The sequence below is a fragment of the Staphylococcus sp. LKG4-2 genome (assembly GCF_050955665.1).
Classification (GTDB): Bacteria; Bacillota; Bacilli; order Staphylococcales; family Staphylococcaceae; genus Staphylococcus; species Staphylococcus saprophyticus.
This window is the reverse complement of sequence record NZ_CP194532.1, coordinates 1,065,175-1,078,109: the sequence shown is the minus strand read 5'-3', so window position 1 is coordinate 1,078,109 and position 12,935 is coordinate 1,065,175. Positions and strand designations below refer to the sequence as shown.

Genomic DNA, 12,935 nt, shown 5'->3' with positions numbered 1-12,935 from the left:
TCATAAAAATAAACAATGATAGTTTTAACCACAGCGTGAATACTGTAGAATGATAATTGAATAGAGAGGTGCAAATCGGATGATATTATTACAACTTAATGATTTAACAAAGTCATTCGACGGTGAAGATATTTTTAACAATGTGGATTTCGAAGTCAAAACGGGCGAACGTATTGGAATTGTCGGACGTAATGGAGCTGGAAAATCAACATTAATGAAAATAATCGCTGGCGTCGAAGGGTATGATAGTGGTTATGTATCTAAAAGTAAAAATTTAAAACTTGGTTACTTAACACAACAAATGACCTTAGACACAAATCAAACTGTATTTGAAGAAATGTCTAAGCCATTTGAAGCAATGAAAAAATTAGAACTAGAAATGAAAAAAGAAACGGATTGGCTTGCACAACATGCCAATGAATACGATACAGAAGCATATAAAATACATATTGATCGTTATGAGTCATTATCAAACACATTTGAAAAACAAGATGGCTATCAATATGAAAGTAAAATTAAAACGGTGCTACATGGCTTAAACTTCACTGAATCAGATTTTAATAGACCCATTAATGATTTTAGTGGTGGTCAAAAGACCCGACTATCTTTAGCACAAATGTTACTAAGTGAACCAGATTTATTATTACTCGATGAGCCTACCAACCATTTAGACATGGAAACAACTCAATGGCTAGAAAGTTATTTGAATTATTTTAACGGGGCCATTGTAATCATCAGTCACGATAGATACTTCTTAGATAAAATTGTCACTCAAATATATGATGTAGCACTCGGTGATGTACAACACTATGTAGGAAACTATGCACAATTCATAGAACAACGAGATAAGTATTACGAAAAGCGCATGCAAGCCTATGAAAGTCAACAAGCTGAAATCAAACGCTTAGAAACATTCGTAGAAAAAAACATTGCGCGTGCCTCTACGACTGGGATGGCAAAAAGTCGTCGCAAAAAGTTAGATAAAATCGATCGCATTAATAAACCTATGATTGATGCTAAAAGTACAAATATTCAATTTGATTTCGACCGTAATACAGGTAATGACGTATTCCATATAAAAAATCTAGAGATTGGGTACAATACACCTATTACAAAAGGGATTAACATCGAAGTTACAAAGGGTGATCATATCGCTATTATTGGCCCGAATGGTATAGGTAAATCAACTTTAATTAAAACCATCGCTGGTCTACATGATCAATTAGGCGGCGAAGTCACAACGGGTGCCAATTTAAAAATAGGTTACTATGATCAAAAGCAAGCTGAATTTAAATCAAATAAAACGATCTTAGATTATTTATGGGATCAATACCCTACTATGAATGAAAAAGATATCAGAGCTGTTTTAGGTCGTTTCCTATTCGTTCAAGAAGATGTAAAAAAAATTATTAATGATTTATCTGGTGGAGAAAAAGCACGACTGCAACTCGCTTTATTAATGTTAGAACGTAATAATGTACTCATATTAGATGAGCCTACCAACCATCTAGATATTGATTCTAAAGAGATGTTAGAACAAGCTTTGGATAATTTTAAGGGCACAATTCTTTTTGTTTCACATGACCGTTATTTCATTAATCAACTAGCTAATAAAGTATATGATTTAAATTATGACGGTGGCACGATGTATTTAGGTGATTATCAATACTTCATTGAAAAAGTAGAAGAGCAAGCAGCAATACAAGCGAAAAAAGACTCAGAGAATCCTACTTCACTTGAAATAGAAGCATCAACAACTAATTCTTATATTGATCAGAAAGCTCAGAAACGTAAACAACGTCAAATCGAACGCCAAATTGAAACTTGTGAAGCGGATATTGAGCAATTTGAAGCGCAAATTAATGAAATCAATGAGCAGCTCACATTACCTGATGTATATTCAAACCCTGAAAAAGCGAATGATTTAGCAATATCCAAACAACATACCGAACAAAAATTAGAACAGGTTATGTCTGAATGGGCAGAATTACAAGAAAAGTTAATTTAAACGCTCATCCTATTAAAAAATGAAAGTAGAATTTTCTACTTTCATTTTTTTATTTCATGATTCATCACCAAAACTATTCACACAAAAAAACTTATGATAAAAGCTATCCACAAAGTTATCCTAGTTATCCACAAGTAAAATGTAATGTTTATTTCTATATAAAATTCAGAATTCAATCCCTATCCACACCATTTGCACCGACTTATCCACAAGTTGTGCACTATTTGTTGATAAGTACGCACGTTCCCTATTGACATCATTTTCGTCTCATGTAGTCATAGACAAATCTAGTTTGGGAAACAAATGAGACAATGTCATAATGAACAAGTACAAATTTAAGTTATTGAAAGGAAGTTTTGTAACTATGCCTGCAATTTTATGGTTTATTATTGCATTGATATTAGCCTCCCTATTATTAACGATCATCATGCCTATCATTGAAAATAAAAAATTAATGACAAAGATAAAAATGTTATGGTCAGCACAACGACCATTAGAATCATTCATTAGACCAAATCATAATTATAGTTATCAATTCGATACATATAAGCATAAGCATGATAGCGATGAACTACTCGATGATAAAACCTGGTCCGATTTAAATTTAGATAGTGTGTTCCAAAATATGAATTTTAATTTTACAGCAATTGGTGAAATGAGACTTTTTGCTACATTAAGACAGATGTTTGAAGTAAATAATCAGTCACTCATACATCACTTTAAATCGGATAGTCATTTTAGAAATCAACTGTCATTGCACTTAGCACAAATCGGAAAATCTATTTATCCAATTTTTCCTGATCAAATTGCATTTATAAAACGAAATCACTTCTATATGATTTGTACATATATCCCTATTGTAGGTTTACTTTTATCTTTCATATCACCAAGTGTTGGAATCCCATTAACCATCATTGCTTGTATTTATAATATGATTTTGAGTGGTTTCTTAAAACGGACATTTGAGCAAGATTTAAATTCAATGTTCTATACATCTAATGTTATTAAAAAAGCATATGCAATCCAGCAACTTGAACAAACACCTAGTTTAGATGTTAATTTCAAACATTTTACGACAGCACGTCGTTTTAGTGGATTACTCGGACGCGTGAATACGAATGATGAAACTTCAATTTTCTCAATGCTTTTTAAATTAATATTTATGTTGGATTACCATTTGTTCCATTTAATTCAAAATAGTTTTAAAACATACGAAGATGAAGTAATGGCCTGTTATGATTATGTAGCAAGTATCGATAATCATTATGCCGTTGCTTTATGGCAAGAAACATTAGATGACTATACCATACCTGAACCATCACAGAATGACTCGATTATATTTGAAAATTTAACCCATCCGCTCATCTCTGATGCAGTACCTAATTCCTTAACGGTAGATCAACATATTTTATTAACTGGTTCTAATGCTTCAGGCAAATCAACATTTATGAAAGCCGTCGCTTTGAATATTGTGTTATCTCAAACAATTCATACTGCAACAGCGCATAAATTTATTTACAAACCAGGGCTTGTTTATACTTCAATGGTTAATCAAGATGATATTTTATCTGGAGATAGTTACTTCATGAGTGAAGTTAAATCGATTAAACGCCTTTTCGATATTCAATCACATAAAAAGATATATGTATTTATTGATGAAATTTTCAAGGGCACCAATACAACGGAACGGATTGCAGCATCAGAATCCGTATTAACTTATTTAAATCATTTACAATCTTTTAGAATCATTGCAGCTACACACGATATTGAGTTATCCACTTTATTAGAAGATACTTATTCAAATTATCATTTTAATGAATCCATCACAGATAATGAAATCTCTTTTGATTTTAAAATTAAAGCAGGCAAAGCTGATACCAGAAATGCGATTGAATTATTACGCATAATGGAATTTCCAAATCATGTTTACCATCGTGCTAAAGCTAAAGCAAATCATAATAATTAAAAATAGGAGCATATCATGTAATCAAAAATCACTTTGATTACATGATATGCTCCATTACTTAAAAAACACTTATTGAATATTAAGCGTATTTTATAATTTGATATAAGACATGCGCCGCACTCCTGGCTACCTTAGTAAAACTTATTTCTGCTTATTCTGCATTAATCATCCATGTAATACCGAATGGATCGTTGAACATACCATAAAATTCAGACCATTCCGTAGCACCTAATGGCATCGTCACTTCACAACCAGCTTCAACAGCTTTATCAAAAAATGCTTGAGCAGCTGCTTTATCCGCTTCATTACTATGGTCAAAAGTAAATGTCACGATGGCACCACTATTATCAATCTTTTTATTTTTCCACGTGTCACTACAATAAAATCTTTCTCCAAGTATTTCAAAAGATGCATTCATCGTAAAATCTGGAGGTACTTGAAATTCTTCAGGCATATCATTAAACATCTCATTGTCTCCGCTAACACGTTGAATATTTGTTGCTCCTAAATGTTTTTCATAAAAATTTAATGCTGCTAAGCTATTTTGAAAATTGAAATATTGTACAGCTTTCATTTTATTTCTCCTCCTTTAAAAATCTTCATCTCAAAAAATTTTATGTTGTTCAATTAATCTAAAATACCTATACCCTTATTTCATTTGTTTAAATTTAACTTACTAACAAAAAAACTGAGATATAAATATCTCAGTTCTTTTATTATTTTATGATTCAATTGAACATTGTTCAATATCCATATGATTATAACCATTTAATGCCATATCTGCAGTCACACCAGCTTTAAATAAATAATAACCTGCAGCGCCTATCATTGCTGCATTATCTGTACATAGTTTAGGACTAGGTATGGATAAATTGATGTCATTTGACTCACATGCGGATGATAAATGCGCTCTTAATCCTTTATTACTTGCAACGCCACCAGCTACTATAAGTTGATTCACGTTATAATTTTTACATGCCGCTATTGTTTTACCAACCAATACTTCAACGACACTATTTTGAAAACTTGTAGCTACGTTTGCTTCATTTATTGCTTCACCTTTTTGGCGTAAGTTATGCAATTTATTAATTACTGCACTTTTTAAACCACTAAAGCTAAAATCATAACTGTTTTTATCTAACCATACTCTAGGGAAATCGTAACTATCCTCACCATGAGCCGCTAAATTATCTACTTGAGGTCCCCCCGGATAACTTAATCCAATGGTTCTCGCTACTTTATCATACGCCTCACCAACAGCGTCATCTCGCGTTTCACCGATCACTTCAAAGCTCAAATGATTTTTCATATAAACTAATTCAGTATGTCCCCCTGAAACAATCAGTGCGATTAAAGGGAACTGTAATGGCTTTTCTAGATGATTCGCATAAACATGACCAGCAATATGATGAACTGGAATTAATGGTTTATCATAAGCAAATGCAAGTGCTTTTGCAGCATTAATCCCTACCAATAATGCACCTATCAAGCCAGGTCCTTGTGTTACAGCCACTGCATCAATATCATTCATTGTAGTATTGGCACTGTTTAATGCCTCATCAATGGTTGTCGTAATCCCTTCAACATGATGTCTGCTTGCTACCTCAGGGACAACACCGCCAAATCGTTTATGACTCTCAATTTGACTTAATACGATATTACTAAGTATGTTTTTTCCATTTTCAATAATGCTAACACTTGTTTCATCACAGCTTGATTCTATCGCTAATATCAATGTTGTTTCACTCATTTAAATTCACCCACATCACTATTGCATCCTCACCTTCACCATAATAATTTTTACGTTTTCCTCCATATTGAAAACCTAAATTCGTATACACATGTTGTGCTACATCGTTATCAACTCGTACTTCTAAACTCATCACGTCACATTTTGTCTGCACGTAATTCATAGCATACTTAAGCAATAACTGTCCTAACCCGTATCCTCTATATGTTTCATCAATGGCAATTGTGGTAATTTGTGCTTGATCTATAACTAACCAAATTCCGATATAACCAATAATTTTTTCATTAAATTCTATAACAAAATAATGAGCAAATTCATTTTGCTCTACTTCGTGATAAAATGCATCAATTGACCAACTACTATCATTAAAACTATTTCTTTCAATATCAAATACTTGTGGCACATCATTTAAACCCATTAAACGAATATTTAATTCTTGTTCTGTTGGTCTAACCAATTTCTCTCTGCCTCTGATATTTTAATATAGTTGGGTTTGAATTGATGAATTTCAGTTGGATGATCAATCAGTGCTTTCATTTCTTTTGCTTTTGGCAAATTAGGTATGCAGTCATGGTTTAATAAATCAGCTAATTTTTCTGTATCTGCCCCTACAAATTTAAAATGTTCACCTTGTTTATATAGCAATTCCTTTAACATTGTAATCGAAAGATACTGATCTTCAATCAATTGTACTAAATGTCCATTTTGATACTGATATACACCTGAATAAACTGCTTCTCGTCTTGCGTCAAAGACAGGTACAATTAAAATGTTTTCTTCCTTTACTGTAGCTGCTAAGGCTTTTAATGAGGACACACCGTATAACTTCGTATTAAGTGCATATGCCAATGTCTTAGCTACAGTCACACCTATTCTTAAGCCAGTATAAGATCCTGGACCTTCCGCAACAATAATTGCATCAAGTTCCTTTTTATCTAATTGACTTTCTTCTAATATATTAGCAATTGCTGGCATCAATTGAACAGAATGGTTCTTTTTTTCATTTGTATTAAATTCACTTAGTACTTTATCATCTTGCATAATAGCAACAGATAAAGGCTGATTAGATGTATCAATCAGTAGATAATTCACGCAAAATCGACTCCTTAATATCTATATAATGCTTTCCAATAGCGTTGAATTCTATGGTTCTTTCTGTAGGGCTTATAGCTTTAATATCTAGTGTTAGTGACGTTTCAGGAAGGTATTCTGAAATAAATTGACTCCACTCTATTAATACAATCGCTTGATCTTCAAAATATTCATCAAAGCCTAAATCTTCTTCCGTATTTTCTAATCTATAGCAATCCATATGGTGTAATTTCAGATGACTACCTTGATAAGATTTTATGATATTAAAAGTAGGAGAATTAATATTTCTCTTCACGCCCAATGCTTTGCCTATAAACTGACTTAACGTTGTCTTACCCGCACCTAAATCACCATTTAACAAAATCACATCACCAGCGGATAAATATTTTGTTAAAATGCCAGCAAATGTTTCCATATCTTCTAAATTTTTAATTTTTATCATTGGCCTCTCCTTTTTAAAGCAACTTCACAATTTATTGTGAATAGTTGCTTTTATGCATGAGCTTCAGCTCAGGTATTCCTTCATTAAATTTATTGTGCGTAGCTGATTTTCTTATTTAATATGAGTTAGCTTATGAATAGCCTTGTCATTTACTAACGGTTATATATATATCTTAAAATTAACTACTCTAGTTTAACAAATTTTTCCATATAATACTTCAAAGTGAAACAAGTTCCTTTAATTTTGAAATATTTGAATTGACAGAAAAATAAAAAAAGTTATTGACACAACCCATTTGATATAGTAAATTTAATTTATCAAATTTTTAGACATTTCAAACAAATCAGAAAAAAATAAACCATTCTATCGAGAGGAGTATAATAAAATGACCAAACATACAACGCAAGCTCAACCAACAACTTCAAATATTTTAGTCATTTTATTATGCTCATAGGACTGGAACTTTAGTAAAGAAACTACTAAACGTTTAAGTCCTTATTCTAGTTGAATGGGACTTTAAAGTGTCCCAATAATTTATTGGGACACTTTTTTTATTTTCAATTTTATGGGGGAATTAAATATGAGAAGTGACATGATCAAAAAAGGAGATCAACAAGCACCAGCAAGAAGTCTTTTACATGCAACGGGTGCATTAGAAAAACCAACAGATATGAACAAGCCATTCGTGGCAATTTGTAACTCATATATTGATATTGTCCCTGGACACGTACATCTTAGAGAATTAGCAGACATAGCAAAAGAAGCCATTCGTGAAGCTGGTGCGATTCCCTTTGAATTTGACACAATCGGTGTAGATGACGGTATTGCAATGGGCCATATTGGAATGAGATATTCCCTACCATCTAGAGAAATCATAGCTGATGCAGCTGAAACAGTTATTAATGCACATTGGTTTGATGGTGTATTCTACATCCCAAATTGCGATAAAATTACACCAGGCATGTTATTAGCATCTGTTCGTACCAATGTACCAGCTATCTTTTGTTCGGGTGGTCCAATGAAAGCCGGTTTATCTTCAGAAGGTAAAGCTTTAACACTTTCTTCAATGTTCGAAGCAGTTGGTGCATTTAAAGATGGATCTATTTCAAAAGATGAATTTTTAGATATGGAACAAAATGCTTGTCCAACTTGTGGTTCATGTTCTGGTATGTTTACTGCGAATTCAATGAACTGTTTAATGGAAGTGTTAGGGTTAGCCCTTCCATATAATGGTACTGCACTTGCAGTAAGTGACCAACGTAGAGAAATGATTAGAGAAGCTGCATTCAAACTAGTAGATAATATTAAAAACGATCTTAAACCAAAAGATATTGTAACCCTAGAAGCAATTGACGATGCTTTTGCATTAGACATGGCCATGGGTGGTTCAACCAATACTGTACTGCATACACTTGCTATCGCAAATGAAGCAGGTATTGATTATGATTTAACAAGAATTAATGAAATTGCTAAGAAAACACCATATCTTTCAAAAATAGCACCAAGCTCATCCTATTCAATGCATGATGTACATGAAGCTGGTGGTGTTCCAGCTATCATAAACGAATTATTTAAAAAAGAAGGTACATTGCATCCAGATAGAATTACAGCTACAGGTAAAACATTACGTGAAAACAATGAAGATAAAGAAATCTTAAATAGTGATGTTATAAGACATTTAGATAATCCATATGATAAACAAGGTGGACTTTCCATCCTTTATGGAAATATCGCTCCCAAAGGTGCTGTTATAAAAGTTGGTGGTGTAGACCCTTCCATTAAAGTCTTTAAAGGTAAAGCAATTTGTTTTGACTCACATGACGAAGCTGTCGAAGCGATTGATAACCATGATGTTCGTGAAGGTCACGTAGTTGTTATCCGATATGAAGGCCCTAAAGGTGGTCCAGGGATGCCAGAAATGTTAGCCCCTACTTCATCCATTGTAGGACGAGGCTTAGGAAAAGATGTAGCGCTTATCACAGATGGAAGATTTTCAGGTGCTACACGTGGTATTGCTGTTGGTCATATATCACCAGAAGCTGCAGCAGGTGGTCCAATTGGGTTAATAAATGACGGAGATGAAATAACGATTGATTTAACGAACCGTACATTAGATGTCAATGTTTCAACTGAAGAATTAGACGCTAGAAAGCAAAACGTAAAACCATTTAAAGCAAAAGTAAAAACAGGTTATCTTGCGCGTTACACTGCATTAGTAACAAGTGCTAATACAGGTGGTATCATGCAAGTACCAGAAAATCTCATTTAAGGAGTGAGCATTATGTCTAAACAAACGGAAACACTTGAAAACGAATTGTCAGAAAATTTTGATTCTTTAGAAGCAGCTGAAGCCGTTGAACCTGAGGTAGAGTTAGAACAACAAACAATAGATGAGATGAAATCCGGGTCAGAATTGTTAGTAGAATCACTTGCAAATGAGAACGTAGACTTTATCTTTGGGTATCCGGGTGGTGCAGTACTCCCCCTTTACGACACATTTTATGATGGAAAAATTGAACATATCTTAGCAAGACATGAACAAGGTGCTACACACGCAGCTGAAGGATATGCAAGAGTATCCGGTAATACAGGCGTTGTTGTCGTAACAAGCGGGCCAGGAGCAACCAATGCAATTACAGGTATTGCTGATGCTTATAGTGACTCATTGCCACTTGTTGTCATCACTGGTCAAGTCGCTACACCTGGTATTGGTAAAGATGCTTTCCAAGAAGCTGATTTACTTTCAATGACAACACCAATAACAAAACACAATTATCAAGTAAAAAATGTAAACGACATCCCTACTATCATTCATGAAGCGTTTCATATCGCCAATACTGGTAGAAAAGGTCCAGTTGTAATTGATTTTCCAAAAGATATGGGGATCTTATCAACAAACGCACAAGTAACAGAAGAATTAGAATTACCAGGTTATTCCGTACCAAATCAACCTAAAAAAGAAGAAATTCAAAAACTACGTGATTATTTAAAAAGTGCTAAAAAGCCTGTTGTACTTTCAGGTGCAGGTATTAATCATGCCAAAGCCAATAAAGTATTTACTGAATTTGTAAATAGACATCAATTACCTGTCGTTAGTACGCTATTAGGTCTCGGTGCTATACCATATGAACATCCCCTATTTTTAGGTATGGGTGGTATGCACGGCTCATATGCTAGCAATATGGCATTAACGGATTGCGATTTACTCATTAACTTTGGTAGTCGGTTTGACGATAGATTAGCAAGTGATCCAGAATCATTTGCACCAAATGCCAAAATAGTACATGTGGACATCGACGCATCTGAAATAAATAAAATCATCAAAGTAGATTTAGGTATCGTTGCTGACTGTAAAGCAACTTTAGAAGCATTATTAGATTTCGATAGTTATTCAATTAGACATGATGACTGGTTAGAAACTTGTAATGAAAATAAAGCTAAACAACCTTTTGCATATAAAGAAGATGAGGACGGCGTATTTTCTAAACCTCAAAGAACGATTGAATATATTGGTGAAATCACACAAGGTGACGCCGTAGTAACTACCGATGTCGGACAACATCAAATGTGGGTTGCCCAATTCTATCCATTTAAAAATCATGGTCAATTAGTAACAAGTGGTGGTCTCGGCACAATGGGATTTGGTATCCCTGCTGCTATTGGAGCAAAACTTGCAGCACCTGATAAAACAGTCGTTGCCTTTGTTGGTGATGGTGGATTCCAAATGACAAACCAAGAAATGGCCATTTTAGAAGAATACAACCTTGATATCAAGATTGTCATTATTAACAACGGTACACTCGGCATGGTTAAGCAATGGCAGGATAAATTCTTTAATAAACGTTTCTCTCACTCAGTATTTAATGGCCAACCAGACTTTTTGAAATTAGCTGAAGCTTACAATGTGAAAGGTTACTTAGTTGAAAATCCAAGCCAATTAGAACAACAGTTAGATGCAGCTTTTCAACATGAAGGACCTGCACTCATTGATGTACGTATTTCACCTATTGAACCTGTATCACCAATGGTACCAAGCGGCAAAGCTAATCATGAAATGGAGGGTCTATTATGAGAAGGACTTTTAGAACAAAAGTAAGAGATAAAGCTGGGACGTTAAATCGCTTAACAAGTATCTTCGTCCGTAGACAGTTTAACATCGTGACATTGTCAGCGACTCCAACTTTAGAAGAAGGTATTTCGGACATTACTTTTGTAGCAGAAGTACCTGATAGAGATGTGTTACGTAATCTACTTCAACAACTAGAAAAACAAATAAACATTATTGATGTTGAAGACATTACTGAAAGTAACACTTACAACAGAGAGTTGGTGCTAGTGAAATTAAAAACACCGACGAATCAGCAAGATTTACAAAATGTAATCAAACCATATGATGCGCTAGTCTCTATATTAAAACATGAAGCACCTTTTACGTATCTTCAAGCTTCAGGCCCACAATATACAATGGACAACTTATTAGATGATCTATCATCATATGAAATTGAACAAGTTTCTAGAACTGGTTCAGCAGCATTAGTTTAACAAAGCTTCAACTATACTTAATTACAAAAATGGAGGATTTTATTATGACAACAGTTTATTATGACCAATCAGTTACGAAAGACGCTTTACAAGGTAAAAAAGTAGCAATCATAGGCTATGGTTCTCAAGGACACGCACATGCTCAAAATTTAAAAGACAACGGTTATGATGTCATTATCGGAATCAGACCTGGACGTTCTTTTGACAAAGCTAAAGATGATGGCTTCGAAGTATATCCTGTAGATGAAGCAGCAAAACAAGCTGATGTCATCATGGTGTTATTACCAGATGAAATTCAAGGCCAAGTATATAAAGAAGAAATTGAACCAAACTTAGAAGCAAACAATGCATTAGTATTCGCGCATGGTTTTAATATTCATTTCGGTGTTATTCAACCACCAGAAAACGTAGATGTATTCTTAGTAGCGCCTAAAGGACCTGGACATTTAGTACGTCGTACATTTGCTGAAGGAAGCGCAGTCCCTGCCCTATTCGCAGTTGAACAAGATCCGAGTGGTGAAGCTAGAGATTTAGCATTAAGCTATGCTAAAGGTATCGGTGCAACACGTGCAGGTGTATTAGAAACATCATTTAAAGAAGAAACAGAAACAGATTTATTCGGTGAACAAGCAGTGCTTTGTGGTGGTACGACTAAATTAGTACAATCTGGTTTCGAAACGTTAGTAGAAGCAGGTTACCAACCAGAAATTGCATACTTTGAAGTATTGCATGAAATGAAATTGATTGTTGATTTAATGTATGAAGGCGGTATGGAAAATATGCGCTATTCAATTTCAAATACAGCTGAATTTGGTGACTATGTTTCTGGACCACGTATTATCACACCGGATGTTAAAGATAATATGAAAGCTGTATTAGATGATATTCAAAAAGGAAACTTCAGTGATCGATTCATTAAAGATAATCAAAATAATTTTGAAGAATTCCATAAATTAAGAGAAGAACAACATGGTCATCAAATCGAAGCGGTTGGTAGAGAACTCCGTGATATGATGCCATTCATCAAATCTAAGAGCATTGAAAAATAATTAGGCAAACTACCATATCTATCGATAAAAATGACATCAAGCTAAGTTCTAATGCAAATCGTAATATTTTGCATTAGCTAACTTGG

11 protein-coding genes are annotated in these 12,935 nt (G+C 33.9%); 6 read left to right on the top strand and 5 right to left on the bottom strand.

The annotated features are described in order from the left end of the window. Nucleotides 1–79: 79 nt before the first annotated feature. Nucleotides 80–2,008 (top strand): ABC-F family ATP-binding cassette domain-containing protein, encoded by a 1,929-nt coding sequence (locus tag ACM6UH_RS05170; RefSeq protein ID WP_047503261.1) that lies wholly within the window; start codon nt 80–82, stop codon nt 2,006–2,008. Nucleotides 2,009–2,372: 364 nt separating this feature from the next. After that, nucleotides 2,373–3,974 (top strand): MutS-related protein, encoded by a 1,602-nt coding sequence (locus tag ACM6UH_RS05165; protein ID WP_041784785.1) that lies wholly within the window; start codon nt 2,373–2,375, stop codon nt 3,972–3,974. Between the two features lie 151 nt (nt 3,975–4,125). On the opposite strand, the gene ACM6UH_RS05160 is transcribed toward ACM6UH_RS05165, so the two are convergent. From ACM6UH_RS05160 to tsaE, 5 genes are all read right to left on the bottom strand, one after another. After that, nucleotides 4,126–4,548, bottom strand: a complete 423-nt coding sequence (locus tag ACM6UH_RS05160) for a VOC family protein (protein ID WP_011302720.1) — start codon at nt 4,546–4,548, stop codon at nt 4,126–4,128. A 147-nt stretch (nt 4,549–4,695) separates the two neighbouring features. Further along, nucleotides 4,696–5,724: a tRNA (adenosine(37)-N6)-threonylcarbamoyltransferase complex transferase subunit TsaD gene (gene tsaD, locus ACM6UH_RS05155; RefSeq protein ID WP_011302719.1), complete on the bottom strand. Its 1,029-nt coding sequence runs from the start codon at nt 5,722–5,724 to the stop codon at nt 4,696–4,698. Further along, the gene (rimI, locus tag ACM6UH_RS05150; RefSeq protein ID WP_002482770.1) at nt 5,717–6,181 is read right to left on the bottom strand and encodes a ribosomal protein S18-alanine N-acetyltransferase; all 465 of its coding nucleotides are present in this window, start codon (nt 6,179–6,181) and stop codon (nt 5,717–5,719) included. Before rimI ends, tsaD begins: the two co-directional genes overlap by 8 nt. Beyond that, nucleotides 6,154–6,816: a tRNA (adenosine(37)-N6)-threonylcarbamoyltransferase complex dimerization subunit type 1 TsaB gene (gene tsaB / locus ACM6UH_RS05145; RefSeq protein ID WP_011302718.1), complete on the bottom strand. Its 663-nt coding sequence runs from the start codon at nt 6,814–6,816 to the stop codon at nt 6,154–6,156. The genes rimI and tsaB overlap by 28 nt, the downstream gene beginning before the upstream one ends. After that, the gene (gene tsaE, locus ACM6UH_RS05140; RefSeq protein ID WP_011302717.1) at nt 6,797–7,258 is read right to left on the bottom strand and encodes a tRNA (adenosine(37)-N6)-threonylcarbamoyltransferase complex ATPase subunit type 1 TsaE; all 462 of its coding nucleotides are present in this window, start codon (nt 7,256–7,258) and stop codon (nt 6,797–6,799) included. The genes tsaB and tsaE overlap by 20 nt, the downstream gene beginning before the upstream one ends. Nucleotides 7,259–7,838: 580 nt before the next feature. Here tsaE and ilvD point away from each other — a divergent pair. From ilvD to ilvC, 4 genes are read left to right on the top strand one after another with little or no spacing between them, the layout of a single operon-like run. Beyond that, nucleotides 7,839–9,527: a dihydroxy-acid dehydratase gene (gene ilvD, locus ACM6UH_RS05135; RefSeq protein WP_047503264.1), complete on the top strand. Its 1,689-nt coding sequence runs from the start codon at nt 7,839–7,841 to the stop codon at nt 9,525–9,527. A gap of 12 nt (nt 9,528–9,539) precedes the next feature. Further along, on the top strand, nt 9,540–11,330 hold the full coding sequence (gene ilvB / locus ACM6UH_RS05130) for a biosynthetic-type acetolactate synthase large subunit (protein WP_048787270.1): 1,791 nt from the start codon (nt 9,540–9,542) through the stop codon (nt 11,328–11,330). Next, nucleotides 11,327–11,800 carry an acetolactate synthase small subunit gene (gene ilvN / locus ACM6UH_RS05125; protein ID WP_002482765.1) on the top strand — a complete coding sequence of 158 codons (474 nt, stop codon included), beginning with the start codon at nt 11,327–11,329 and terminating at the stop codon, nt 11,798–11,800. Before ilvB ends, ilvN begins: the two co-directional genes overlap by 4 nt. Before the next feature lie 44 nt (nt 11,801–11,844). Next, complete coding sequence (gene ilvC, locus ACM6UH_RS05120; RefSeq protein ID WP_037538061.1) at nt 11,845–12,849, top strand: ketol-acid reductoisomerase; 1,005 nt, start codon at nt 11,845–11,847, stop codon at nt 12,847–12,849. Nucleotides 12,850–12,935 lie beyond the last annotated feature (86 nt).

Bases quoted from the DNA above. Each gene is read 5' to 3' on its own strand.
- ACM6UH_RS05165 (WP_041784785.1), top strand. From the start codon at position 2,373: ATGCCTGCAATTTTATGGTTTATTATTGCATTGATATTAGCCTCCCTA.
- tsaD (WP_011302719.1), bottom strand. From the start codon at position 5,724: ATGAGTGAAACAACATTGATATTAGCGATAGAATCAAGCTGTGATGAA.
- ilvB (WP_048787270.1), top strand. From the start codon at position 9,540: ATGTCTAAACAAACGGAAACACTTGAAAACGAATTGTCAGAAAATTTT.
- tsaE (WP_011302717.1), bottom strand. From the start codon at position 7,258: ATGATAAAAATTAAAAATTTAGAAGATATGGAAACATTTGCTGGCATT.
- ilvN (WP_002482765.1), top strand. From the start codon at position 11,327: ATGAGAAGGACTTTTAGAACAAAAGTAAGAGATAAAGCTGGGACGTTA.
- ilvD (WP_047503264.1), top strand. From the start codon at position 7,839: ATGAGAAGTGACATGATCAAAAAAGGAGATCAACAAGCACCAGCAAGA.
- ilvC (WP_037538061.1), top strand. From the start codon at position 11,845: ATGACAACAGTTTATTATGACCAATCAGTTACGAAAGACGCTTTACAA.
- ACM6UH_RS05170 (WP_047503261.1), top strand. From the start codon at position 80: ATGATATTATTACAACTTAATGATTTAACAAAGTCATTCGACGGTGAA.
- ACM6UH_RS05160 (WP_011302720.1), bottom strand. From the start codon at position 4,548: ATGAAAGCTGTACAATATTTCAATTTTCAAAATAGCTTAGCAGCATTA.